This window comes from Kluyvera sichuanensis, from assembly GCF_014218705.1.
Classification (GTDB): domain Bacteria; phylum Pseudomonadota; class Gammaproteobacteria; order Enterobacterales; family Enterobacteriaceae; genus Kluyvera; species Kluyvera sichuanensis.
In genome coordinates this window covers 38328-60919 of sequence record NZ_JABBJF010000022.1, presented here as the reverse complement: position 1 = coordinate 60919, position 22592 = coordinate 38328, and the positions used below count along the sequence as shown (strand labels likewise).

The following is a 22592-nucleotide window of genomic DNA, read 5'->3' as shown; positions in this document are numbered from 1 at the left end:
AAGTGGCCTCAGAGGTTCTGGAATAGCTTTTGTTTTTGTAATTGTCGTGCGCATTCCGATACCAACTCCGGGTAACTGGATGCTATTGCCTTTAGAATTGCTTCAGAGAGCTCATTCGCTTCATCAGAGCGGCCCACCAGCCTCAGCTCGGCTACTGTACCGGGGTCGCAGTTTGTCAGGTTGGCGCGGGCGTAATTGACTTTCAGCCGCGCCAGAAATTCCACCCCGGGCTTGCGCTTCACCGCGTGGACAGAAAGTGTTTTTCGGCAAAATCGACCAGCTGTACGGCGTTCGTGATGCTCCAGAGCTTTTGCTTCCAGCTCCTGCCCGGCGATAACGGTCACATAGAGGCTACTAATCAACGCCGATACATTCATGCAGCAATCCCCCGCTTATTAGCCAGCGCAACGGTATCCAGAAGTACGAAGTCATCAAGCAGGTTCAGTCCTGCGGGCGTCTTCTGATCACGCCATAGCGCATCCAGTACATCGGTGTCTGGCATTCCCGTTGGGATTAGGCTTAGAAGTTCGGATAACGTATCTACCTGTAGCATGTGGCAGATAGAAGCCAGCATTATTCCCTCTGACGCTTTATCCATAAGACCACCGATCAGAATCTGAATTTCCGGGGTCATAACAAAATGCTCATAATTGGATTTATTGAATCGGCACTGAATGAGTTTATAACCCTTGAACTCAGTAATTAACTCCTGAAGGAATACATGCAGCATATCTGGTTTTGTTTTTCTAATAGCCGCTACCTGCATTGCAATTTTTAAAATGCCATCATCAACTCTTTCGTGCGGGCATCCTGCGGAGGAATAAATACTTTTTGCCTTTTCGAGCCAATTTTGCAGCTCGATATAATTAGTCTGAATATTCAACGCGACCCCCATTGCTATCCAAAAAAGTCTATAACCCTGATATTTTAATGCGCTCCTGTCTATCATCGAAAAATTTAAGGCAGCAAAATGCGGCCATTTATATGTGCAAAAATATGAGCCGGTTTATCCGGCCCATCAGAATGAAAAGGAATTTTATGCAGGTCTGTTAAAGACCTGCTGGGAGGTTAGTACACCGGGTGCAGCTGAGTCTCTTCAGTTTCACCATTCTGCTGGTTAGCGCCATCGGTATCGGCATCAGTCGCATCGTCAGCACCGCCGTTGTTTTCAGCACTATCACCGTCGTTGTCACCATTAGCTTCAGCATCTTCTGCCTGTTTTGCTGATTCCAGTTCAGCCAGGGTAGCCATCAGAGTACGGGCCATTTCAGGAGTCAGGCGTAAGACGACTTCTTCCGGCACGGTTTCCGTAATTTCGATCTGATTTTCATGCTCACCTTCCGGCTGCGGCGGGATCTGGTCGCGCAGCTGGCTCAGGGTTGGCAACAGGCTGTCGAAGGTTTTACGGATAACTTTCGGTTTCAGGCCAGTCTTTTTCTTGGAACTCACGAATTTGGCAGTGACGCGGGTTTTCCCAGCTCCTTCTGCCTTTTTCAGGGATTCCATCAGGACTTCATACGGGTCGCGGTCAGTACCCTGACATTCGTTAATAACGTCAACGGCAACGTCACCAGATACCTTATCTTCTTTCACCAGCATCTTGATGCTGAAGTCAGCGTTTGCCAGCACGATACTGCGGCGAACGGTGACCAGAGAGACACCCAGACGCTGAGCAATCGACTCAATGGTGTGACCCCAGCCAATCAGGCGCTTGAAGCCTTCAGCGCGTTCCACCATCTTCAACTGAAGGGAGTTGGCGCTCTCGATCATGTTGTAGACTTCTTCGTCCTTGCCGCCTTCAAATTCCTCGACGGTGATTTTCTGGAAGCTCGCGCCCTCAGCAATCGCCATCATCAGGCCAGCAAAACGGTGGTGGCCATCAATGATTTTCAGGCGGGTTACGCCTTCCACTACTACTGGTTTAACGCGGATGACAGGCACTGACTGAGGACGTTCCAGATAAGCGTGTTTGAACATTACCGCACGGTCATAATTTACGTCGCGGAGGTTCAGTCCCTCTTCCACAAACAACCAGTACGGGCTCACCGCAAAGACGTTGTTACGCCCGATATCGGCTTCTTCGAACTGTTCCGTATTGCCGCTTTTACGCGCTTTGGTTACGAAATCGCTCAGTGCTCGGAGTGATGATGGCGCTTTGTCTAAGCTGCGCATCAGTACCGCAGCGCCTTCCAGATTTTCCAGGGTACGGCTTTGTTCGAAGATAGCTTTAACGTCGGTGTTCATGGTGTTTCTCCGCTTTAGTTATTGTGTCGCGAGGTTCGTTGCTTGCTGTAAATCCAGTTAAACACACACCAAACAGGTGACGAAGCGTATTTGGGGACAAAATGTCTCTTTTTTTTCGGGTACATAAAAAAGCCCTGTAATCCAGTGATTACAAGGCCTTAGCTCGTAATGATGACATCAAGATGGCGACGTTTTTCGATTTTGACCGCATTTTTCATCAAAATTGTCATCACTTCATTTAGTTTTGAACTCTCCCCTTCCTCATATGAACCCCAAGGTAGGAATGGAGTAGGACTATTGATATTGAATGCAACGCCCGTAGGGCATCGCCATGCAGTTGGCTTCTTTGAGTCAGGTTCCCATTTCACCAGGAGTATTGGCGCGTTACAGTCGATGTCATCGATGGCTGGTATAGCCTCATATAAAAACACTCCCGCATCATCCCCACTGAAGAAAGCTAGATGCTTATACGCGCTGGCAAAAGAGACTACGCCCGCGAAAAGGCCCACAACGATGAGGTTAAGGTTCGATGTTTTGTGACGGATACGTTTTTGCTTCAGGCGAACCATTGTCAGGGCTGACAAGAAGATAGCCACCAGCCCCCCGGCTCCTGCGAACCAAACGGAATTGATTTGCAGGAAGGAAATCAAATCACGATGCTCTCTCTGGTTTTCTTCAAGCATCAACGACACAAAAGTTGTTGTTACTGGCATTGATATCAGGAATATCGTGATCATCACTATTGCAAAAGTCTGTATGGAATAGCGGTCTCTATTTTCCTCTATAACAGAATTAAAGGATAACAGATAAACAAATGTAAATAATAAAATGGAAAGAAGGTACATTGGTTATGCCTTTTTTTGGGTTATCGCTGAATTCTTTTATTTAATTCTGTTCTGAAAAATGCATACAAGAACTGCCACCCATCACCATGAGCCGTTCTGAAATCTTTTTCAGGGAGTACCGGAAAACCAAATTTAAAATTATCTTTTCCAGTGTGGCGCTGGCAAAAGTGCGCAAGCTCATGTGCCACTACGCCTTTGATATGATCCAGTTGATTGATTGAATAAAATGCTCCGATGTCCTTACGCTGCTCTATATGTGCGTACTCATGGTAGCGATAGCGCGGTGTATCACTGTCAGGATAAATGGACGATGGTGAAATAGTGATTGAGCTCCTGCCGCCCCATGAATGTTTGGCACTCCAGTTGACCCGAACTTCAGGCGCAGGGCCGGTGAAACCATATGCCTGTCTATAGAGGTGCAGAAGATACCCTGAATACAGAAAAACAACTTTCTCCGCCGTCATAACGCGAGAAACGCCATAGCGAGCAACTGCCCTATCTCTGGCTGTCAGAACGGGGGTTTTTACCCGTGGGGAGAATAATTTTGTTGGGCTGAATAGCCAGACTTCTGAATCGTCATCAGGCATATCCAGTATCACCTGAATTTCTTCAGGCGACCCAACTCGTTGATGCCACCTTTCAAGATTATCGCCCACTTCATTCAGGCTGATTAAATCATCGGCATTCTCGTAGAATAACCAGATCAGCGTTCCTCGTGGGAGTGCTTTCTCAGCTGTAATATGTGAGAGGATAATTTGACGTGGTGTCATCTTATTCGCCACAGTTCCCGGATGCTTCTATCAGTTTTATTTTTGTTGCTTCTGCCGCCTGCATTTTTTGTTTCATCTTCTCAATGCTAGCGGTCACACGGCGGGCGCACCATTGATACGCTGCCTGACGTGATTCGAAAAACTCATAATCCGCGTGCAGGTAAACTGATGTGCCGTAGGAGACGGACATACGGTAACCCTTCGGCGTTTCATTGATGACTTCCCGTTCTTCTACACAGTTTTCAAACTCAGGGACATAATCCACGAATCGACGACGCAGAATGCAAAACAGCACCTTTATTTGGTTTTCATCAGTCATTTGTTATCCTCGTTATTCTTCTTATTTATCATCAACCTTTCTTAATTGTCGATGCTGAATACGGCGGAGCGGATTTCACGCTTGGCCTGCTGACGGGCGCGGTGTTTGCTTACACGAAGAGATCTATCGTATGCATTGTTTTTACGATAGCCACGCGAGCGGCACAGTGAACAAGTGCAGCCTTCTACTGAATAGAAAATCCCAAACGGTTTCATAAGTATCACCTTTAAGCTTGATAATAATGTTTATCATAGCTGGAGTTATTCAGGTGACGAATAGTTAAGGGGCGCGTTTTGCTTGGGTTTTTACACTATCGTTTATTGAGTCGATGAGGTCGGAAATAGAAAGGAGTTTTCTGCCAAAGAATAGTTTTCGTCTGGCTTCTATTTCGTAGCGGAAGGGTTCAATAATTTCATCTTCATGCATGATTACGAAACGATAGCCGTTATTAAGGAGTTTATGCAGCTTGTTTGTTTTTTTTCTTATGGGACTTAGCTTAAACATTGTTATCAACTTCTCATCATGATCACCTGAATTGTTATAACACAGTTATTTCCGACACGCTGCTGCTTTTGCTGAAGAACTCGGATTGCTTTGGGCTGGGCCAGCAGGTTGTATGCCGGGCGAACCCGGCATCGTTATCACAGGGCTTTTTCTTTTCCCTTTCGTTCTATCCCACGAAACATCGCGCATTTCCGCACAATATCCAGTGTCGGGATGCTACCACTCCCCTGCTCTTTCACGCTCATTCGCAACGTGAGCCGTAGCAACATCTTGATGTCACGTGGTGGAAGTTCTGGGTAAGTGTTTACAAGTGATCTGACCAGTTCATCAGGAATGTTCACGCCAAAGTTCTCACCCATAATCTTCCAGATCTTTTGGGCATCTGATTTCTCCGGCACATCATAGTGAATGATTGCAGCGCATCTTGGTATGATAGCCTCATCGATGTCACTACCCCGGTTGCTTGTCATGAACATCAACCCATCGAAATACTCCAGTGTACGGAGGAACTCCGCAACGATGGCATTTTGAGTCAGTGATGCTCCACGCTGCATGACAAACACATCGGCTTCGTCCAGAAGCAGGACACAGTTCCAGCGTTTAGCCCGGGTCAGAATCGTCCGCAGATTTTTCTCAATGTCATCGGCGTTGGTTCCCAGTGCGCCAGCATGAATTGAGTACAGGGGCCGTTCAATGACCTCTGCATACACTTCAGCAGTTAATGTCTTCCCAAGTCCGGGTGAGCCCACGCACATGATGATGTTACCCGCGCTTTTCCCTTCAACAATATCGCTGGTGAAAGCGCTGATATCCGTGGTCAGTATATCGAGTAAATCACGGTGGTCTTCCGGCAAAACCATCTTTTTTGGCAGTTCTTTATCATACTTGTATGGTTCTACGTTATTGGCATGTATCCAGATAAAGTCTTGCAGCGAGAGATCAAAATAACGCTGCACAGGAATTTCGGGTAAAAGGCCAAACTGGTCATCTTCAAAAAGAGGCGACTCCACTTCTGCACCGTAGGCATCGCACTCACTATCAGGCAAATCGTGTATCAGTTTATGCCCTGCTATTTCCAGATTCCGGTCGCTGTAGCTATACGATTCCATTCTGACAGCCCTGCCGGTTGCTTTAAACTGATTGCCAAATTGCCCGTCGACCACTTCCTTAAACCGCGTTAGTTGTTCCAGGTACTCTTGTTTCAGCTCATGCGTTTCATGGTAGATATCACGGTCGGCCAGTGTCTTAGCGACACTGCGCCGCGCCACCTCATTAGGCTCGAAATTCAGGGCGGTAAGCTGGGTTCCGTAAACCTTTTTGGAGTGCGAATATTCGCCGAACCCATACCAGCTGATTTGTAACAATAGTGATGGGGGACGGTCAGAGTTTTTTTCTGATTTTACTTCTTTTATTGCTGTAACAAGACCGGGGTACAGGTTGCCGTCATGACCGCGTCGGTATATCCAGCCATCAATTCGATTTGACTTCAGATACTGTAGTAACACACGACCGAATGCCGGAAAACTGCTCACAGGCTTATCGAAATCACCTTCCAGTGCAGTGATGATCGATTCAAGAGCTCGTCGATTTTTTGACTCTCCATCACCACGACATGCCTGTAAAAGTTCATTCAGATCATCCCGAGATAAACATAGCGGATCGACGGCAATCTCATCGTCAGAACTACGGTGGCTATAACGATTACGTAAAGCCTCAAATGTTGGGCTTGTGGTAGCTTTTAGTGTTTCTGTTTTTATCGTGAGTGCCATAGCCGTCCTCGTCAGTAATTTACTTTGATATGCCTTAAGTTCACATGGAAGGGGCAACTTCGAACGCATTAGGAACTCTGATCCGCGAGCCTATTTCCAGTTTAATGGTTGCCTTTACGTATTCACCCTCCTTCAGATAGGTGATGTCTTGGTTATGAAATGTTGACTTTTCATGTGTAGCCCACCATTCCATAGAGCTTGGGATTTTTAACGTTAGCCCAAGATGTTCAGTGAGATAGCATACTCCCATGTTTGAGTAGGTCTTAACGGGGTTCGGGTAGAATTGAAAGTTACCCTCTACGAGACAATCAGTACGAGGATCGATGAACGAAAGGAAAACGCTAAAAGTACCCTGACGTTTTAGCTCGGCGTAAGCCTCAAGAATCGTGAAACGCTTTAATGCGTCATTTGAAAACAGGGTTACAATTTTTTCCGAAAGCATAGCCACCTCATGAGCTGTTTTTTTCCTATTATCAACCGGTGTCTCCTCCTGACGAATAGGTTTGCGGCCAAAAAAAAACTGCACCAGGAGGTGCAGTTTCGATAATCAAGCAATGGCGAATTGTTATTTTTCGCTACTCAGTTTATCCGTAATAAATGCTTCAATTTCTGCCATGAGCTCGGTACTCATTCGGTTAAATTCAAAGCGAACTTTACGGCCCGATGCATTTTTGCTGATACGGGCGTATTTGTCCTTATTAGCAAAATTAGCCAGATCACGGGTTTCCCAACTTTTTGCAGGTGGCTTTTGATCGAGTAATTCAACCGCCTTTGTGATCTGCGCCATGACAATTTTCTGCGCTTCCGGGATGTCACTGATGTCCAGATTAGCAATTTCTTCTTTCACCCTATCAACTACATCTGCAAGAATGAAAAGGTTGCTCTCTACGTATTTCTGAAGTTTGGACAACCGGCTGTAGAAGGAGTTTGGTATACCTTCATAATCCGGGAACAGAGCTATCAACGAACCGTCAATACGCGCCGCCTGAATACGTTTAAAGACTGACACATGGCTTATGCCAAGAAAGAGGGCAAGCTCTTCATTTTTGGTGAATCCTTTTTCCTGCATTAGTTCCAGATACTGAAGCCCAACCTCTCGGTATGAGAATCGGCGTGATGTTTGTGCAGCGGTAATAATCGCCTTGATGTCCTCAGCTGATAGATCATCTGGTAGCACCCATAAAGGCAGATCTTTTTGAGCCGCAATACAGCAAAAACGTCTGCGGCTACCTTCAATAAGCAGGTACACGCCATCACGTTTAACGGCAACACCTTCAGTATCAACACCCCTTGACTCAATTTGTTGCAGGATATCTCGTACTGCGTTTGTGGTAAGCGCTTCCTGATTTCGCGGGTTCATTGGGTGAACGGCGGTCTCAGTAGCGACATTTTCAGCTGCTACAGTGACGTGCTCAGCTTCAAGTTTTCGCCCGTTATGAAGGGTAAAGAGTTTCTTAATGCGAGGGGGACTCTTAAGGTTAGCTAACCCGGAACGGTGGCCTACATCGGTTCGCTTTGGCGTATTTAGATAACGCGATTTATCGTTTCCGATATGCTGTTCATCACTCATGCGTTAACTCCTTCCTTCGCTGAAAAACTCTTTATCTCATTAATAAACTGTTGATATACGGACATTACGGATTCTTCGGCAATATCCAGCTGCTTTGGTGAACATAACTCTTCAGATTTCTTAATATCGAGAACCGACCTACCCCGTGACGCAGCTGCTTTGAATGCTTCAGAGTTTTTGATATTGGTTGCCATAAACAGGTCTTGAACGGTTCGAATTAACTTATCGAGGACTATTTTTTCGTATGGGCTTTTATCATCGACGTTAACGGCCAGTACTTTAAACCATTTAATATTTTCACCTTTATTGGGAGACTGACGGAATCGCTCACTGATCGTCAGCATAAAATCAGTTGTGGATGCATAGTCGTATTCTCGCGGAGAAACTGCGACAAGAATACCGTCAGCGGCCTCATCAGCGGCCCAGATAATTGGCGAGTCTTCTGGAGGGGTATCGAAGATAATAAGGTCATACTTAGCTTTCAGGACTGGCATTATCACTTCTTTGAATCGTAGCAACAACTGAGTGCGCTCTTCTTTACTGCACTGCCAGTATTTATCTTTGAATCTCGCATCGGTTGGGAACGCAGTAATTACATCAAGATTTGGCAGATGGGTTGAGAACGGCATATTCTCAATGATTTCAGCCTCAGAGTAACCCATGTCGAGGTATTTTTTATATTCAGAACCTTCTTCATACACGCCCAGGATTGCGTCGATTGCAGTCAGGAATACGTCGTCTTCAGATACGCTTTGAATCATACCGCTACCAATAGAGCCTTGCGGATCCCATTCAATTACTAAAACTCTGGCATTCAACTGGAGATCAAGTGCTGCTGCTACAGCCAGAGCCACTGAGGTCGTGCTTTTTCCTGTCCCACCTTTATGATTCTGAACAATGATTGTTCGGCTCTGGTAGTAATCTCTATAGCGCGGATAACCCAGGGCATCCAATATATTCTGGACATCCCAGCGGGTATAAAGGTGGTTTTTGTTCTGATAAATAGGTTGACCCACCAGCCTTTTTTCTTCGAGATCAGCGAGAATTTTATTGAAGGTAACTCGAGATTTTCCAAAGAAGTCGGAGAGATTTTTTTTATTCAGGCAGTGGTTATAGATAAGGCGATCTACCCCCTCCACACTGTCATCTGATACAGATACCCGGGAAGAAGCCAGTAACGATTCTTTCAATGAAATTTGTTCGGACTTCATGCGTTGCCCGACAAGGGCAATTTTATCTATTAGATTCATTCTCGTCATACCCTCAAACCTGAATTATGAATTTAAACGCATATGCGTATACTTTACGTATAATGCGTAAAATGACGCTCTATGCGTATAATTGTAACGGCAATCAGATTGAGACGCTAACATTCTATTTTGTTTTTTCTTCATTTTGCGATCTCGAAATGCAGTTCAATGACACATCATCTTTCTCTTCTGGCGATTAAGGGGGTTAAGTAATCCACGGGGCGGGCAGAACCCGGAGAGACTGACTGGCGATTAAGGGGGTTAAGTAACCCACGGGTCGGGCAGAACCCGGAGATGCTGGCTGGCGATTAAGGGGGTTAAGTGACCCACGGTACGGGCAGAAACCGGAGAGGCTGGCTGGCGATTAAGGGGGTTAAGTGACCCACTGTACGGGCAGAAACCGGAGAGGCTGGCTGGCGATTAAGGGGGTTAAGTGACCCACGGTACGGGCAGAACCCGGAGAGGCTGACTGGCGATTAAGGGTGTTAAGTAATCCACGGGTCGGGCAGAACCCGGAGATGCTGGCTGGCGATTAAGGGGGTTAAGTGACTTAGCGCTGGAGGATACGCCCTGCAACTATTGGTAAATGAATGACAAGGTTTCCCGTAAGACCCATCAAATAAAAAAGCCTCTGAAGTAGAGGCTCTTGGGTATTCGATATAGTTAGGCTAATTCGTCCGGGTCGTTGATGGCACTAACGAAGAACTCCGTGCGGTAATCATTCCCCCATCCCAACCAGACAGAAGGTGAACCCTCCTTTGCCAACGAACGGTCACCCGTCATGCTGTCCGCTTGGACAGGAACTGTCACGCATTCTTTAATAGTATCGGCCTCGGCAACCAGTCCAGTACTCTGGGTTTCAAATCCGGCAATTACGACAACAGCATCAGGGTCGTGTAGCTGAAGCTGGGCGATAAGCTCTTTAACTTTCATAGTGATCCTCTGCGCTAGAATTATCCAATTCTACCACGCTTGATGGTCAGGCGTATAAGTGCTTACTGTACAGCTCGAAAGCTTCATCATGTTCCAAATCGTCCAGGATAACGATATCAGGGCCATGTTCTTTTTTGATTTGTGCGATGTATGAAGCGTATTGAGCCTGGCTTTTGTAGCCCACTGTCCAAAGTCTACCTTCGCGTAAGACGCAGATTTTCTTGCGGTAAACCTTCTTGAAACTTGATTTAGTTTTCCGGTTACGCTCCTCGTCACTGACAAGCTGGTCGATTACTTCAATCAGGTTTGAGTCTATGAGAAATGGCTTGCCATTGTGTTCGCCAAGGCAGATTGGCAGAAGACCCTTCGCATATGATTCGGCCTGGCGGAACAGCTCTTTTTTTCCTGGTTCGAACAGTACGCGAGTTTCGCCACCATGCCCATCATTATCAGCTGTACCTATGCTCAGCCCGTCGAAGAGGACAGTAGCGTTAAAGCAGACTGTTTCCTGGCTCATGCCAGTATAGATTTTGAGGCCTTTCAATTTGATTCTTGTCTGAGTGTTCATTGTGTGTTCCCCGCTTTCTAATTGTGATTCTATTTTCAATCACCTTGAGCAGGTGACGAAGTGATACGGAGAAATAATTGTTGGGTCGCCTGATAGCCGGGCTGGTGGCAGCCGCAACCCTTAGTCAGTACTTCGGGATCGTAGTTCCGAAAAGCCACAACAGTCTCCACAGCGTTTTGGGGGTGTTAACCCCCATACGCTTTGAGACTTTGCCCTAGCGGGCCGCGAATTCGCCTAATCGCCCCGTGAGGGCTCTATTCGAATTTACATGCCGTGCCTGCTTCGCTTGAGAGCGAAGCTTTTGGACGGCGATTGCCCGCGTGGCGGGCAGACATTTTTACGTGCGCATTGCGCACGATTTTCTTCGGTTACATTACAGGGCTGGCTGGGGATTGGCTTATTGCAATATTCTACAACGAAGCTGGGAACGGCTGGCTGGAACGCGAAGATTTAAATCATACTCTATATCGACTGATATCAACGACGGTATCAGCGGGGTCTGTTGCCAGCTTACAGGTCACTTGACCTTCCTGATCCAGCATCAGTGTCGCGGTTAACGGTTCATTTTGAGCATCGATTACAGTGACATTCACGCGTAACCGTGTTGGAAGCATCATCAGAATTCGCGTAGGGCTCTCTGATAATGACACGTTTCTGGCTTGCAGAACCGCTAAAACACTCTTCATTAACTCTGCTTGGTCGATCATATAGTCACATGCCACTGGATGTATTGGGATGAAATCGTGCCTACCGCAGGGCTACACGAAAGATATAAATCAGTATGACATGCGGGCCGGACTCAAACCATCAATTACTGGAACCAGTCCGAAGATAGCGCTCTGGTTTTTATGCTGTTGAATTTACATAGTTGTTATTTAGTGAATTATTCGTACCTTATCATTCACTGATATCACTTAAATTCAAAGTGAACAGGAGAGGATTGGATTAAAAGTCCATAAAATGTGAATTAAAAGTGCGCTAGGAAATGCGATAAACTGATTGATTTGTTTTGATATGGTTTTTATGTGAATTATCGGTGAGTTACTTGTGTGCTACTTATCTCCATGCTGCTATGCCTTTCCAATAAATAGATTGGATAGGGCAGGGAGATGGAAGAGGGGAGAGGGCTTACTCCGCAGGTGATTTCACTTTAAATTCAAGCCATCTTGCCCCGAGCCTGTTTTTATCCAGATTGTAGAACAACGGTTTTATACAGACCCCTTCATACTCAGGGAACTCTATACCGCTGGCGAAGTGAATCTGTAGTGTATCAGGATCAATACCCATCATGTTTGTGTCAAACAGCCTGTGGAATGTTGGTGATAGCAAAATGCCGTTACTGGCGTTATAGCAGCCTGCTACGGATGTTGGTTCAATATGTGCTGCCTCCAGCACACCGTTGAGGTGTTTGCCCGATACCGCGCACAGGCTTCCGAAATTCTTATCCACCAACTCACGGAACTGAGACTGGACATGCACATCGCGAACGCTAACCTCTCGGCGGAAGCTCGGGGAGCGCATACGGATATCTGCATGGGGGAGGTGACCGCGTGGTAATGGCAATACAGCCGGTTGCTCATCCATTACTGGATTCTGCTCCTCGCAGTAGGTGTCCACGGACTCAATCAAACGGGATGTGTCATTACCAAATCGGCGAGTGAACCAGAGCCTGAAGTGAGCCAACCGTGATGCCGGAATTTTGTTACGTGCGTACTCCTGAGCATTCTCCTTTTCGATTTCAGTATTTAGTAAAGCCAGACGGGCCTGAGAAGCACGAATTTCTTCCTGGACTCTGAGATATCCTGCCAGTAGACAAACTTTGGATTCCTGATGTTCAGGCCGTCGCGGATAACCAGATCCTGTTTCAACCACGCCAAAGGCTTTGTACCGGAACATTCGGGGAAAAAGCGTTAATGCCACCCGGTTGTTACGACGAACGAGGGAACGAATCAGATTGGTTATCTTCCTCATGTTCTGAATAGTGCGGGGAGAAAAGAACGCGGCGTATTACCTCTGCTCTATCTATTCCCGACATTATCCCTCTGCGAATGACACCACGGAGGTGAGCATTATGTCTTGCCCCGCTTACTAGGCCGAACTCACGGGACAAACTGACATACTCTTTCAGGAGGTGATGCTTAGGGTCGGTAAACGCCTCTGGAGGAATCACCTGATATGCAACTGACGAAAGTATACGGAAAGTCAGTTCAGATGCTGTCCAGCCCTCACGCCGAAGCCGAATAATTGTTATAACGAGATCATCGATACCAGGCATATCCGGTTCGATATATAGGGACATCAGAGTGTCGTTCATTCCGGGAGGAAGGCTAGCAGAGTGTGACGGGTTGCTCATAGGGTAAGGTACTGATCGGACGTAGAAGAAGCGCTTATGTTACGGAATTCGCTCTGGTGGGTTTTAGCTCCAGTGGCGAACGCTGGAACTACGGGTAAAAAAATCCCCGGTTTACCGGGGAAGTTAACAACTACCTCCAGAAGGGTTGGAGGCAAAGCCGGTTGGGCGACCGGCCACAGGGAATGCTACGGCTTAATGCCGAGTACTACACCGCCATAGACCAGGTACATCACGATGGCGAACAGCATGAAGAAATGGGTTACCGGGTGCGCCAGCGCGGCTGCTGCCGCATTGCTTGCGCTGAGCTTCAGTGAGCCAAAAGAGTGATTACGAACAGCTTGTGCTTTCATGGGTCGCTCCTGATAACGGGTTACATGTTGTGGCTTCTGTATCCAGTATCTGGTGAGTGACTCAGGTGACGAAGAAAACCAGGGCATAAAAAGCCCTGTATTTTCAGAAAGATAATATCGGTTTCGTTTTGTGTTGTGCTTGCTATTCCGGGCATAAAAAAACCGCCTGGTGAACCAGACGGCTTTGGGATAAACAGGCTTTACACAGACAGGTCAGTGGATCATTTAAGTCACTTAACCCCCTTAATCGCCAGTGTATTGCCACCAGCAGTACGTGGTCTAACGCTTAAATATCGTAGCGACCTTCTTTGATTTGCTGGAGCTGTTCAGCCAGCACCTTCGCCAGTGGTTCGGCTTCTTCTTCATCATCAAGATTGTCGATGAGCGTCAGATTCGACTCACCCGCACGGCGGGCATAAACCCCATACGCTCGCTGGCCGGAGATATCGGTGACCGAAGTCTGAGAGTGATCGCAGATGATATTGCCGTGACGGTCTACCGGCCCGAAGCTGATGGCTTCATAATCCGCATCGTGGCCCAATGGTAAATCGCGCAAAACAAACAGGCGTAATGGGAGAACGTCGTACTCAGCACCACATTTTGCTGCCACATCCAGATCGTTAATTTCACGGAGAAAATCTTTCGCTACCACCGAGTCAGAATGCATCCGGTAAATGGTCGATGCGGCCCAGATTGCACCAGCATAAAATTGTGATTCTTCTTTTGTCATTTAGCACCTGCTCTTATTGTCATGGGTATGCCGGTCGAACGGTATCCCCGTGCAGACCGTCAGTAAACGGTTATTTCCTTTGCGCAGCAGTCGCATTGGTATTCGTTGATACCACCAGTTGCGACCCAGTTTATTGCGCCGCAGCGGCAACTCAACAGCTGGCGCATACCAGGAGCAAGTGCCCGCTCTGAAAACGACTCAACCGGGACTTCGCCCGGGTAGTAGTAACCTTTTATCAGCTTGCTGCGTGAATGCCCGTCAGTGTCGGTGTAATGCAGATACACCTTCCGGGTATAAATCATACCCGAGTCAGTGCCGAACTGCGTTTTCAGAAGCATACATATCCTCCAGACGCTGAATACATTGTTGTGCGGCCTTATCAAGTAGTTCAGCCGTGGGTTCATCATAGATGCCACGTACCAGCAGACCAAATATTTCCGGGTCTACAGACAAATCGTACATGCATACGCGAACGCCAAGCGCTGTACGTAGCGCATAGACATGGCGGTTAGGCTTTCCGCCGATACCGGTGACTGACGCGACATTTTCAAAATTACCAGGGTTAACCAGGTTAATCACGGGGCACGATATACACTCAGGGATCCGCTTCAGAGCCACAGCATCCAGATACAGGCTGTGGCCCACTTTCAGGTTTTTTGGCAACGCTTGCAACGGCATGGCTTCGAGGGCCAGATTTTCTTCAAGATGCAGGTTATCCGGCAAAGTGGTAATACGGGTGTTTGACAGCATCATACTGCCAGCTACTTTCAGCGTATCCGGCAGATAGGCGATATCAGTACACATGATGTCCAGAACGCGGCCCACCGTCAGATTTTCCGGCAGATACTTAAGACGTGAAGAATTCGCCATGAGCGTACCGGTAATGGTCAGGTTGTCAGGGAGAGATTCCAGCTCAGAGTAGCTGATAAACAGATTGCGGGCCACCAGCCCGGCAGGGATGCTATGAATGCCCGACAGAATGGTCAGGGTGTTCGTCACGGTCAGATTCGCGGGAATATAGTCGCAGGGAATTGCCGGATCTTCTGGCTCAAGCGTAAACCCGACACGAAGATCGCCTTCAACGATGATTCGTCCGTCCTGAAGGGTAAAGGCCACACCATTCGCTGCCAGTTTATCAATGAAGTCTGTCATATCGGTTTCCTTTTAATGGCCCGACGAGCCGGGCCGGAGGTTCAGAGTTTGCTGACAAAGTTCTGCTGCGTGAACAGGTACATATCGTCCTGCTCATTGAACATGCACAGATTTTCGAGGATGCGCTTTTCAATCCAGACGACCGGCTTTTCACGCATATCCTTCGCGAGCGAAAAGGTGTTTCGCAGCCGGGTAATGCGGTGCTGATCATTGATTGCCTGGTGAATTGCGGCCTTTGACGCTGCCGCCTGCTTTTTTACGTTGTTGCGGGCACACCATAATTCGCCACTAGCGGCTGATGCCCGCGCTGCTGGCTGACGTGAGGAGTCCAGTTGGTCATAACGTAAGAGATTCGGCATGATGCCCCCTGTCATAGTTTTGTCGTTATTGACCTATTATCTGGCAGGTGGGGCTGGTGACGAAGGGCGCTGAGGTTGTCTGATGGTTAAAAGATTGCCGTTAGTGTTCCATATGGTATAATTGAATTACCAAATGGGAGGGCTAGTTATGACGATGAAAGTTTTTTCTCCAGACGTTACCAAAACGAATCAGCACTGCTTATGGCAGGTTGCTGGGCTGGATAATGACGGTATCGCGCTGATGGATAAAATCAATCACGGTCTCGATGGCACAGTAGCTAAGCACATTTCTGAATGGGCTAACATCACGCCGTCTGAGCTGCGCAAAATGTCGGGTATACCTAATACGACGTTTAATCGTAGCATCAAAGACCGTTTCACTGCCGATCAGAGCGAACGTCTGGTGCGCATTATCCGCGTAATTGAACGCGCTGTAGAGCTGTTTGAAGGTGACAAAGAAGCGGCGCACAAATGGCTGAACGAAGCGAACCGTGGTCTGAGCTGGAAATCACCGGCAGAGCTTGTTTCTTCTGAGACAGGTGCGCTTGAAGTGATGCGCCTGATTACGCGTATTGAGCACGGGGTATACTCGTGATCCTTTACCGACTGACCAAGACCCGTTATCTGATGACTGCGTGGTCTGGTCTGGGTGCGAAAGAAACGGGGGGCCGCTGGAACAGCGTAGGCACTGCAATGGTCTACCTGTCTGAAACGGCCAGCCTTACCATGCTTGAAACGCTGGTACACATTCACGCGCCGCAGTTACTGGACGACTTTACACTGCTGAGTCTTGATGTACCGGATGATCAGATCCAGACCTTCGACATGAGCCGTCTCCCTGATAACTGGGCGAGTGAGGATGCTCCTGCTGAGCTGGCGCTCTACGGTGATAACTGGGCTGAAAGCGGTTCTTCTATCGCGCTGCGTATTCCAAGTGCGTTGTCTCCGGTTGAATTTAACTACTTGCTGAATCCGGCACACCCTGAACTCTTTGACCTGATGGCTACGGTTAAGAAAATTCCGTTCCGGTTTGATTCCCGCCTGAAATAACACACAGGCAACTCCCCGGCATTGACGAACTGAGGTGTCTCTGATGATTCAGAAAGCGAAAGTCGCTAAAGCGTTTATCTCTGTAATTGCCTTGTTCGCCTTTGTCTACTGGGGACTTGATCCCGATTCAATTTGTCAGGCAGTTGGTGACGCATCTCAAACCTGCGGTTACTCCGGCAAGAATGGCGATGCGAGTCTGGTTGGTTCCGTGTTTGCTCTGATGCTGACGGTGTTGGCGGGTGCGATGCTTTGGGCGTGGGTCAGGAAAGGCTAATCAGAACTCTTGCAACTCCCTCCGTGATGCCGGGTGACGCTCCTCACTGAGCGCCACCAGTCAGTCATTACAAACGGGTTGATGATTCAATCGCGGGCGGAAGGCTACTATTCAGCGCGTCGAACCCGCCAAATGCCCGGCCCTCTTTTGTCAGCACCAGATGCATCGGCGTTTCGTTGATATTACGGGCGATGTAATCGTTGATGAATGCCCGCGCCTGATCGGCATTTTTAACCTCTGCTGTTTCCGGCATGGAGTTATGGGAACGATTAAAGACGACAGAGACATAATTCCCTTCAATTCTTACCGGGCGAGTCGATACGGTGAGTTTCATGGTCATTTTCCTGTAGTGAGTGTTGTGTGTATTGGTGTTCTGCCACTATCTACTGCAACGTTGCGGCCACAGGGCGAAGAATTGCTATCGCCTTTGATAACGCCTGCCGCTCACCACCATCAAGGATTCTGACTGCTTCTACGCAAGCCGCTTCTGCTGTATCAGCACGTTCTACCAACGTCCTGACGGTATTTTCATATGATCCGCAATCAGGCTCCTGATTGCTGTCTTCGCTCAGCGTGTTCCATGACTCAGTGAGGTTAACTGCAACAGCGACCAATTGGTCAGTGCTGATATCACCTTTTACGCAACGGCAGGCCACTTCAGCGCCCAGACGTTCAGCAATGTCGTAGTACCAGACTCCCGGTTCTTCAGATGCCTGATACGCAGGTTCGCAGGCTTTACAGATCTGCTCTGCGGCATCCAACATCCAGTGAGCACATTCAATTTCGCCACCAGCCAGCGTTTCACAGATCATTGTCTGTACGCTGTCACAGTTGAAGGTGAGGGGGATAGGATTAGCCACTGATAATGCGGTCAGACGGGAGACTTCATGCTGGAAGCCCTGAAACATGAACATGGCGCAGATAGCTGGATTTAACATGGTAGACCCCTGTAGTTATGTGTGTTGTTCGTTTTGTTTACATAACCAGTTAACCACGCTCCCCGCAGGTGACGAAGGCTTTCGGGGCAGAAAATTCACAAAAAAAACCGACCATTAAGGCCGGTTATGATCTGGAGTATATGGGGCTGAAAACCGCGTTATGCCTTCACTTTCGCCATAAACAGCTGCATGGTTTCTTCAGCAAGCGGAGTGCCAACCTGCTCAAGAACATACTCCGCGACATGCGGGGTGAGAATGAAGTCGATAAACTCCGGCAAGGACATGCTGTTCAGGCTCGGTAGCTGTCTGGACAGTGCATTCTGGTAATTTTCCACTTCACCCAGTTTGCGCTCGGGCCAGCCCACCAGCTCAGGGTGCTTTTCCTTAAGTGCGAGGCCGCGCTCCGGGAAACTGTTACTGATGGGGTGTCTGGCGAGGGTGGGGATCAGGAGATTCGCCAGAAAATCCACTTTCTCGTAATCAAGACAGACAGAATTCATATAGGTTTACCTCTTGCCACTGGCTATGATGTTCGCTTGCTATCTGGAAAACTCTACCAAAGCGGCTGGCGATATCTCATTGAAAACGCCAGCAGAATGCGGTCATTTCCAGCAGGAGTTACCCCATCTGATAACTGTCATAAGATGCCCCGCAGGCTTCCACCAGCGCATCCAGATCACCGGTAAACTCTCTGGCCCGCTTCATCAATGCACGGTGTAATTCCGCTGGTGGAATGTCATCGCTACTCTTCGCCGGGTATTCAACACTGAACGCGATGGTAAACGCATGGCTATACCACGGCCCGGCATTCTGGTTTTCAAAGCGGGCCATCAGCTGGCTTTCGGTTGTATCGGTAGCAAATGTATCGAGGTGGACGACATCGACCGGCACGTTGAGTGCCCCGGCAGTGGTTGATGCCAGCTGCCGGGCTTCGTCTCCTCGCTCTGGTGGTGCGCAGTAGAGACATTTCCCGTTCAGTACCACCAGCGTCTGACCGTAGGTCGTACTGACGATACTCACGGTGTTAGCCGGTTGCGGGTGTGTGGTTGCAGTGTGCTGCATGGTGTTCTCCATTAGGTCACTCACATGGCAACCAGCTTACCCGGCACAATTCAGCTGACGAAATCAGGACGGACTGGTGTATATCGTTCGCAAAATAAAGATATTTTTTATCATCAGCACCGGTAGTTACGGGGCAAATTGCAGGTATCCGGTACAATGGTGATATGAAGGGCATTACATGCAGAATCGTGTGGCCCGGCAGACGGATACCGAATATCAGCAGAAGGAACCAGGACAATGCAGGAACTCGACTTTGACCATATCCAGATAAACCTGAACCCGCGAGCGTGTGCTGTCACACCTATCCCGGAAGACCTGAAAAGGGAGCTGGCTTATCTGGGCGCTATCGCAGAGAGAAAGAAATTCGCGGCAAGCCTGATTGTTAATCTCTACAACCCGGACGTTTGCGGGGCGAATATGTACAAACTCACGGCCTATTGCCGTAACGAGTCATGCGATACCCTTCGCGATGGCATGATGACCCTGATACAGCTTTGTGCATACATGGAGTCACATGAGATCTATGGCGAGACGTTTGTCAAAAAGCTGATTAAACAATGGGAGTTTCGTAAGTAGTCTGCTGCTTCAAAATACCTTTCTGACAGGGCGCTATGTGCGCCCTTTTATTTTAAAAAAACGGGAAGGTCTTGCCCGGGTATTACCTGCTATTTTCAACTACCAAACCACAACGGCAGAAGAAAATTGACCAGTCGAAGCAATTCGACCAGGAGTTCGACATACAGGAAATGGAAGTCTTTCATAACAGTCTCTTCATATAATTGGCTCGACAAAATCGTTGCATCACGACGATCGCAGGTGTGAGGTTTGTTTTCTTCGTGGGGGTTGTCAGCTATCACGACATTGAGGCAGGCAAGCGCAGGTGTCACAGTTTCGGGTATATTTTATGCTGGTGGGGTGACCACCAGCTGCGGGTATAGTTACTTAATGGTTTTCAGGAGGGTGAACTTGGTTTTGCACCGGGTGCATTGCGCTTTCAGAGACCCGGAGCGCACCTGTTTCAGTTTCCCGGCGCACTGGGTACAGGCTACGTCCTTCACACGTTGTGCCATTCGCTCATCCACAGCGAGTGTTTTGGTCGGGTTATGCTTACGCTTGGGAGCCTTCAAAAGCCCCAGCGCCCGCAACGTGGCTTTGTACTCCCGGGTGATCCATTGACCGTCGCGCTCATAGTGCAGGCCATCCCCCATCATATCGCCAAGCTGTATCAGCCGCTGATGCAGCACTTTTTCTTCTTCAGGACTCATATACCGTGCTCTCTTTAAATTATTGAGACGGAACCGAGCCGATTGATACCTCATATGAGGCCACCAGCGTCTTTACTGGCGTTTCAACGAAGCTGACGCTCTGCTGAGTAGAGTCGAATGAGAATCGCGTCCAGCGCCCCAGAGAGCGCGATCCTGAAGCTTTCGCTATGACCGTCCCGTTCGCGCATCTCCAGAAGGGCATCCAGCTCGTTATCGTCAATCGGCAGTGGCCCGGAACAGAAGGTTTTCACCATGTCAGAGGTGTCAGGGTTTATACCTGCAATGCGCAGGATATCGGGAACCTCAGACCGGTAGATCACCGGTCGGCCTGATGGCGGTGTCCACGTTATCGGCTCTATCTTCAGTTGCGGTAAGCCAGCACCGGCGAGGGCGTTATTCAGATCGTCTATAAGCACGACATCCGCTCCTGAAGGAGGATGTACGCCGAGGGCCGCAGGGATTTCGACAGAGATATTGTGCATGGCGTTTACCTCAGTGAAGGACGTGATTAACCAGCGACGGGGGGATATCGAGTGACCCGACACTCCAGCCATTGGCAGTTGTCGCAATAAGATCTGGCCGGAACCCACCCCAACCCGTCACACGGCCCGAATCGTTGACCACCACCACCAGCGGCGCACCGGTATTTTGTGTCAGGCGAACGAGATCTGCGTTGTCCACCAGCGGGATCTCATTCACGTCCACCCCAGCCAGAGAAAAGCGGGTAAGCGTCATGCGACATTTCGGACAATCAGGGGCAGTAAACACAGTAATTTTCATTGGGATAGCCTGGTGTATACGGGATATATTCATTATCCCAGCTTTCCGCTTCTGACGAAGCGTTGCGCGGGTAATCAGAGCGTAAGCAGGTAAGATATTGTTGGGGCCATCCTGCAACATCAGTTGCGCCAGTTGCCTGGCTATTCGTCGCTCTCTCCATTAGAGAAAATAAACCAAATAAGCAGAACGCCTCCGACCCACATTCCAACAAAGAGGCAAATACCGATCAGGTCATAGACGTATTGTGGGATTTCATTCATAACGCATCCTCATTAATAATTTGTATTCAGCCTTAAACCGGTCATTTCATTAACCGAATCCGGTCTATCAAAGCGCTACCCTGCGTTGCATTCAGCCCCTCGTGCCGGTGAGTCAGGAACAGGGCAGGGCAGTCAGTTGGAAAGAGTCGAGCGGTATCGTCCACGAAGGTGTAATGCTGTAGGCCGAACCGTTTAACGACCGCCATGCATTCGTGATAACGCACGTGGTTATTCACCAGCCCATCCAGATCGGGATTGAGTCCAGCAATCCGATCGCGTATACCCGCAGGGAAATGACTCAGCACCATCTCCCGGGGTACGCCGGTACGCCAGTTTGTGGAAAGGATAATTCCCGTCTGCGGGCATTGCGTCAGCACGTGATCCAGCACAGGCATAAACTCCAGTGACCCGTTTTCCGCCCGGTGGAGTACACCGTCGATGTCCAGGAAAATCCAGTGACGACGGGCATCTATTTCCAGCCAGAACTCGCCCGCAGAGCGCCGGGTCGACATACAATCTATATCGTCCTGACAGGTAAACCTGACTAACCACTTCTGTAATAATCGGAACATAGAGGCCTCTCGCGGTAGTTGACTATATGCAGAACCGGCAACCATCAAAATCATACGGATTCTGTTGCCATGAAATACGGCCACACCCGGGGCAATTCCAGCGAGTCAGCCCCTTTGACTGTCGGCGATTTTGGCGTTTCAGCCAGGCAGGCATCAGCAGACCGGCCCCCTGCGTCATTTTACGGCGGTCTATCCGCTCAACACTGAAGGTAGGGCGCTTTGCAGCGTCAGGGATGTGATGGGGTAACCAGACGACATCAGGTCTATCTGCCTGTGGTGAGTCAAAAACTCTGGCAAGGGAAAAATCCGTGGTAGTACCCGCATCAGCCAGCCAGAACAGATCGTTTCCGTCCCATTGGCCATTAACGAAGCCGACATATTTGGTGGCGCTTTCGGAGAGAATGGTTTTTCCCGGTACAAACTGATGATCAACATGAAACACGAGATGGCGGTCGACTGCATCGGCATCAACCGGCAGGTCAAACTCCCGTCCCGTATTCCATGCGCGTTGTGCTTCCTCGCGGGTGTAAACCCGGGCATTACGCTGATCGGTGCTGTAACCTCTGCCGTGATGGCTATGAAAAGCGGTATTGCTACCAACGGTGTCACGCAAGCTGACCAGATAAAAACGGTCTTTCATGAAACACTCCAGAGGATGATGGCAGGAAAATAGCC

Annotated in this window: 33 protein-coding genes; 4 read left to right on the top strand and 29 right to left on the bottom strand. The window is 48.7% G+C overall.

Annotated elements, in window-relative coordinates:
• Positions 1–8: 8 nt before the first annotated feature.
• From HII27_RS19120 to HII27_RS19025, 20 genes are all read right to left on the bottom strand, one after another.
• Positions 9–377: a hypothetical protein gene (locus HII27_RS19120; RefSeq protein WP_007372320.1), complete on the bottom strand. Its 369-nt coding sequence runs from the start codon at positions 375–377 to the stop codon at positions 9–11.
• Positions 374–883 carry a hypothetical protein gene (locus HII27_RS19115; protein ID WP_223307977.1) on the bottom strand — a complete coding sequence of 170 codons (510 nt, stop codon included), beginning with the start codon at positions 881–883 and terminating at the stop codon, positions 374–376. The genes HII27_RS19120 and HII27_RS19115 overlap by 4 nt, the downstream gene beginning before the upstream one ends.
• 185 nt (positions 884–1068) lie before the next feature.
• The gene (locus HII27_RS19110) at positions 1069–2244 is read right to left on the bottom strand and encodes a ParB/RepB/Spo0J family partition protein (RefSeq protein ID WP_007372318.1); all 1176 of its coding nucleotides are present in this window, start codon (positions 2242–2244) and stop codon (positions 1069–1071) included.
• A gap of 158 nt (positions 2245–2402) precedes the next feature.
• Positions 2403–3089, bottom strand: a complete 687-nt coding sequence (locus HII27_RS19105) for a hypothetical protein (RefSeq protein WP_016241554.1) — start codon at positions 3087–3089, stop codon at positions 2403–2405.
• A 20-nt stretch (positions 3090–3109) separates the two neighbouring features.
• Positions 3110–3859, bottom strand: coding sequence for a hypothetical protein (locus tag HII27_RS19100; protein ID WP_007372317.1), 750 nt, complete (start codon positions 3857–3859; stop codon positions 3110–3112).
• 1 nt (position 3860) lies between these two features.
• Positions 3861–4178 carry a hypothetical protein gene (locus tag HII27_RS19095; protein ID WP_007372316.1) on the bottom strand — a complete coding sequence of 106 codons (318 nt, stop codon included), beginning with the start codon at positions 4176–4178 and terminating at the stop codon, positions 3861–3863.
• Between the two features lie 41 nt (positions 4179–4219).
• Entirely contained in the window at positions 4220–4393 is a 174-nt protein-coding gene (locus HII27_RS19090; RefSeq protein ID WP_009653096.1) for a hypothetical protein, read from the bottom strand.
• A gap of 426 nt (positions 4394–4819) precedes the next feature.
• On the bottom strand, positions 4820–6451 hold the full coding sequence (locus HII27_RS19085; RefSeq protein ID WP_008786582.1) for an AAA family ATPase: 1632 nt from the start codon (positions 6449–6451) through the stop codon (positions 4820–4822).
• Between the two features lie 40 nt (positions 6452–6491).
• Complete coding sequence (locus HII27_RS19080) at positions 6492–6977, bottom strand: hypothetical protein (RefSeq protein ID WP_172745723.1); 486 nt, start codon at positions 6975–6977, stop codon at positions 6492–6494.
• A 39-nt stretch (positions 6978–7016) separates the two neighbouring features.
• Positions 7017–8021: a ParB family protein gene (locus HII27_RS19075; RefSeq protein WP_007372313.1), complete on the bottom strand. Its 1005-nt coding sequence runs from the start codon at positions 8019–8021 to the stop codon at positions 7017–7019.
• On the bottom strand, positions 8018–9271 hold the full coding sequence (locus HII27_RS19070) for a ParA family protein (protein ID WP_185669198.1): 1254 nt from the start codon (positions 9269–9271) through the stop codon (positions 8018–8020). The genes HII27_RS19075 and HII27_RS19070 overlap by 4 nt, the downstream gene beginning before the upstream one ends.
• Positions 9272–9934: 663 nt before the next feature.
• Positions 9935–10204, bottom strand: a complete 270-nt coding sequence (locus HII27_RS19065; protein WP_008786584.1) for a hypothetical protein — start codon at positions 10202–10204, stop codon at positions 9935–9937.
• Between the two features lie 46 nt (positions 10205–10250).
• Positions 10251–10772 carry a hypothetical protein gene (locus tag HII27_RS19060; protein ID WP_007372310.1) on the bottom strand — a complete coding sequence of 174 codons (522 nt, stop codon included), beginning with the start codon at positions 10770–10772 and terminating at the stop codon, positions 10251–10253.
• 455 nt (positions 10773–11227) lie between these two features.
• The gene (locus HII27_RS19055; protein ID WP_024196080.1) at positions 11228–11479 is read right to left on the bottom strand and encodes a hypothetical protein; all 252 of its coding nucleotides are present in this window, start codon (positions 11477–11479) and stop codon (positions 11228–11230) included.
• A gap of 421 nt (positions 11480–11900) precedes the next feature.
• Positions 11901–12743 (bottom strand): HNH endonuclease signature motif containing protein, encoded by an 843-nt coding sequence (locus HII27_RS19050; RefSeq protein ID WP_007372307.1) that lies wholly within the window; start codon positions 12741–12743, stop codon positions 11901–11903.
• A 567-nt stretch (positions 12744–13310) separates the two neighbouring features.
• On the bottom strand, positions 13311–13475 hold the full coding sequence (locus HII27_RS19045; RefSeq protein ID WP_007372306.1) for a hypothetical protein: 165 nt from the start codon (positions 13473–13475) through the stop codon (positions 13311–13313).
• Positions 13476–13761: 286 nt separating this feature from the next.
• Positions 13762–14205 (bottom strand): hypothetical protein, encoded by a 444-nt coding sequence (locus HII27_RS19040; protein WP_007372305.1) that lies wholly within the window; start codon positions 14203–14205, stop codon positions 13762–13764.
• A 59-nt stretch (positions 14206–14264) separates the two neighbouring features.
• On the bottom strand, positions 14265–14543 hold the full coding sequence (locus tag HII27_RS19035; protein WP_007372304.1) for a hypothetical protein: 279 nt from the start codon (positions 14541–14543) through the stop codon (positions 14265–14267).
• Entirely contained in the window at positions 14515–15357 is an 843-nt protein-coding gene (locus HII27_RS19030) for a hypothetical protein (RefSeq protein ID WP_007372303.1), read from the bottom strand. The genes HII27_RS19035 and HII27_RS19030 overlap by 29 nt, the downstream gene beginning before the upstream one ends.
• Before the next feature lie 41 nt (positions 15358–15398).
• A complete protein-coding gene (locus tag HII27_RS19025; protein ID WP_016241555.1) occupies positions 15399–15716 on the bottom strand; it encodes a hypothetical protein in 318 nt (105 codons plus the stop codon).
• 154 nt (positions 15717–15870) lie between these two features.
• Here HII27_RS19025 and parS point away from each other — a divergent pair, with 154 nt between their 5' ends.
• The 3 genes from parS to HII27_RS19010 are packed head-to-tail and all read left to right on the top strand — an operon-like array spanning position 15871 to position 17040.
• Positions 15871–16311, top strand: coding sequence for a type II RES/Xre toxin-antitoxin system antitoxin (gene parS, locus HII27_RS19020; RefSeq protein ID WP_007372301.1), 441 nt, complete (start codon positions 15871–15873; stop codon positions 16309–16311).
• Positions 16308–16766, top strand: coding sequence for an RES family NAD+ phosphorylase (locus HII27_RS19015; protein WP_008786589.1), 459 nt, complete (start codon positions 16308–16310; stop codon positions 16764–16766). Before parS ends, HII27_RS19015 begins: the two co-directional genes overlap by 4 nt.
• 43 nt (positions 16767–16809) lie before the next feature.
• Positions 16810–17040 carry a hypothetical protein gene (locus tag HII27_RS19010; protein ID WP_007372299.1) on the top strand — a complete coding sequence of 77 codons (231 nt, stop codon included), beginning with the start codon at positions 16810–16812 and terminating at the stop codon, positions 17038–17040.
• Between the two features lie 67 nt (positions 17041–17107).
• On the opposite strand, the gene HII27_RS19005 is transcribed toward HII27_RS19010, so the two are convergent.
• The 4 genes from HII27_RS19005 to HII27_RS18990 all read right to left on the bottom strand — a co-directional run bounded on the left by HII27_RS19005 (position 17108) and on the right by HII27_RS18990 (position 19040).
• Positions 17108–17374: a hypothetical protein gene (locus tag HII27_RS19005; protein WP_007372298.1), complete on the bottom strand. Its 267-nt coding sequence runs from the start codon at positions 17372–17374 to the stop codon at positions 17108–17110.
• 49 nt (positions 17375–17423) lie between these two features.
• Positions 17424–17978 carry a hypothetical protein gene (locus tag HII27_RS19000; RefSeq protein WP_007372297.1) on the bottom strand — a complete coding sequence of 185 codons (555 nt, stop codon included), beginning with the start codon at positions 17976–17978 and terminating at the stop codon, positions 17424–17426.
• A gap of 158 nt (positions 17979–18136) precedes the next feature.
• Entirely contained in the window at positions 18137–18478 is a 342-nt protein-coding gene (locus tag HII27_RS18995; RefSeq protein ID WP_007372296.1) for a hypothetical protein, read from the bottom strand.
• 118 nt (positions 18479–18596) lie between these two features.
• Positions 18597–19040 (bottom strand): hypothetical protein, encoded by a 444-nt coding sequence (locus HII27_RS18990; RefSeq protein WP_007372295.1) that lies wholly within the window; start codon positions 19038–19040, stop codon positions 18597–18599.
• 237 nt (positions 19041–19277) lie between these two features.
• On the opposite strand from HII27_RS18990, the gene HII27_RS18985 reads away from it, so the two are divergent.
• On the top strand, positions 19278–19616 hold the full coding sequence (locus HII27_RS18985; RefSeq protein WP_007372294.1) for a hypothetical protein: 339 nt from the start codon (positions 19278–19280) through the stop codon (positions 19614–19616).
• 362 nt (positions 19617–19978) lie between these two features.
• Here the strand turns inward: HII27_RS18985 and HII27_RS18980 are convergent, their stop codons facing one another.
• From HII27_RS18980 to HII27_RS18960, 5 genes are all read right to left on the bottom strand, one after another.
• Positions 19979–20305, bottom strand: a complete 327-nt coding sequence (locus HII27_RS18980; RefSeq protein WP_007372293.1) for a hypothetical protein — start codon at positions 20303–20305, stop codon at positions 19979–19981.
• An 83-nt stretch (positions 20306–20388) separates the two neighbouring features.
• A complete protein-coding gene (locus tag HII27_RS18975) occupies positions 20389–20721 on the bottom strand; it encodes a hypothetical protein (protein ID WP_317983860.1) in 333 nt (110 codons plus the stop codon).
• Between the two features lie 76 nt (positions 20722–20797).
• A complete protein-coding gene (locus tag HII27_RS18970) occupies positions 20798–21085 on the bottom strand; it encodes a glutaredoxin family protein (RefSeq protein ID WP_016241556.1) in 288 nt (95 codons plus the stop codon).
• Positions 21086–21386: 301 nt separating this feature from the next.
• The gene (locus HII27_RS18965) at positions 21387–21857 is read right to left on the bottom strand and encodes an HAD domain-containing protein (protein WP_007372290.1); all 471 of its coding nucleotides are present in this window, start codon (positions 21855–21857) and stop codon (positions 21387–21389) included.
• A gap of 82 nt (positions 21858–21939) precedes the next feature.
• Complete coding sequence (locus HII27_RS18960) at positions 21940–22557, bottom strand: hypothetical protein (RefSeq protein WP_007372289.1); 618 nt, start codon at positions 22555–22557, stop codon at positions 21940–21942.
• Positions 22558–22592 lie beyond the last annotated feature (35 nt).

Excerpts from the sequence above, each read along its gene's own strand:
- HII27_RS19120 (WP_007372320.1), bottom strand. The coding sequence starts at position 377 with ATGAATGTATCGGCGTTGATTAGTAGCCTCTATGTGACCGTTATCGCC.
- HII27_RS19110 (WP_007372318.1), bottom strand. The coding sequence starts at position 2,244 with ATGAACACCGACGTTAAAGCTATCTTCGAACAAAGCCGTACCCTGGAA.
- HII27_RS19105 (WP_016241554.1), bottom strand. The coding sequence starts at position 3,089 with ATGTACCTTCTTTCCATTTTATTATTTACATTTGTTTATCTGTTATCC.
- HII27_RS19100 (WP_007372317.1), bottom strand. The coding sequence starts at position 3,859 with ATGACACCACGTCAAATTATCCTCTCACATATTACAGCTGAGAAAGCA.
- HII27_RS19095 (WP_007372316.1), bottom strand. The coding sequence starts at position 4,178 with ATGACTGATGAAAACCAAATAAAGGTGCTGTTTTGCATTCTGCGTCGT.
- HII27_RS19090 (WP_009653096.1), bottom strand. The coding sequence starts at position 4,393 with ATGAAACCGTTTGGGATTTTCTATTCAGTAGAAGGCTGCACTTGTTCA.
- HII27_RS19085 (WP_008786582.1), bottom strand. The coding sequence starts at position 6,451 with ATGGCACTCACGATAAAAACAGAAACACTAAAAGCTACCACAAGCCCA.
- HII27_RS19075 (WP_007372313.1), bottom strand. The coding sequence starts at position 8,021 with ATGAGTGATGAACAGCATATCGGAAACGATAAATCGCGTTATCTAAAT.
- HII27_RS19070 (WP_185669198.1), bottom strand. The coding sequence starts at position 9,271 with ATGAATCTAATAGATAAAATTGCCCTTGTCGGGCAACGCATGAAGTCC.
- HII27_RS19065 (WP_008786584.1), bottom strand. The coding sequence starts at position 10,204 with ATGAAAGTTAAAGAGCTTATCGCCCAGCTTCAGCTACACGACCCTGAT.
- HII27_RS19060 (WP_007372310.1), bottom strand. The coding sequence starts at position 10,772 with ATGAACACTCAGACAAGAATCAAATTGAAAGGCCTCAAAATCTATACT.
- HII27_RS19055 (WP_024196080.1), bottom strand. The coding sequence starts at position 11,479 with ATGATCGACCAAGCAGAGTTAATGAAGAGTGTTTTAGCGGTTCTGCAA.
- HII27_RS19050 (WP_007372307.1), bottom strand. The coding sequence starts at position 12,743 with ATGAGGAAGATAACCAATCTGATTCGTTCCCTCGTTCGTCGTAACAAC.
- HII27_RS19045 (WP_007372306.1), bottom strand. The coding sequence starts at position 13,475 with ATGAAAGCACAAGCTGTTCGTAATCACTCTTTTGGCTCACTGAAGCTC.
- HII27_RS19040 (WP_007372305.1), bottom strand. The coding sequence starts at position 14,205 with ATGACAAAAGAAGAATCACAATTTTATGCTGGTGCAATCTGGGCCGCA.
- HII27_RS19035 (WP_007372304.1), bottom strand. The coding sequence starts at position 14,543 with ATGCTTCTGAAAACGCAGTTCGGCACTGACTCGGGTATGATTTATACC.
- HII27_RS19030 (WP_007372303.1), bottom strand. The coding sequence starts at position 15,357 with ATGACAGACTTCATTGATAAACTGGCAGCGAATGGTGTGGCCTTTACC.
- HII27_RS19025 (WP_016241555.1), bottom strand. The coding sequence starts at position 15,716 with ATGCCGAATCTCTTACGTTATGACCAACTGGACTCCTCACGTCAGCCA.
- parS (WP_007372301.1), top strand. The coding sequence starts at position 15,871 with ATGAAAGTTTTTTCTCCAGACGTTACCAAAACGAATCAGCACTGCTTA.
- HII27_RS19010 (WP_007372299.1), top strand. The coding sequence starts at position 16,810 with ATGATTCAGAAAGCGAAAGTCGCTAAAGCGTTTATCTCTGTAATTGCC.
- HII27_RS19005 (WP_007372298.1), bottom strand. The coding sequence starts at position 17,374 with ATGAAACTCACCGTATCGACTCGCCCGGTAAGAATTGAAGGGAATTAT.
- HII27_RS19000 (WP_007372297.1), bottom strand. The coding sequence starts at position 17,978 with ATGTTAAATCCAGCTATCTGCGCCATGTTCATGTTTCAGGGCTTCCAG.
- HII27_RS18995 (WP_007372296.1), bottom strand. The coding sequence starts at position 18,478 with ATGAATTCTGTCTGTCTTGATTACGAGAAAGTGGATTTTCTGGCGAAT.
- HII27_RS18990 (WP_007372295.1), bottom strand. The coding sequence starts at position 19,040 with ATGCAGCACACTGCAACCACACACCCGCAACCGGCTAACACCGTGAGT.
- HII27_RS18985 (WP_007372294.1), top strand. The coding sequence starts at position 19,278 with ATGCAGGAACTCGACTTTGACCATATCCAGATAAACCTGAACCCGCGA.
- HII27_RS18980 (WP_007372293.1), bottom strand. The coding sequence starts at position 20,305 with ATGAGTCCTGAAGAAGAAAAAGTGCTGCATCAGCGGCTGATACAGCTT.
- HII27_RS18970 (WP_016241556.1), bottom strand. The coding sequence starts at position 21,085 with ATGAAAATTACTGTGTTTACTGCCCCTGATTGTCCGAAATGTCGCATG.
- HII27_RS18965 (WP_007372290.1), bottom strand. The coding sequence starts at position 21,857 with ATGTCGACCCGGCGCTCTGCGGGCGAGTTCTGGCTGGAAATAGATGCC.
- HII27_RS18960 (WP_007372289.1), bottom strand. The coding sequence starts at position 22,557 with ATGAAAGACCGTTTTTATCTGGTCAGCTTGCGTGACACCGTTGGTAGC.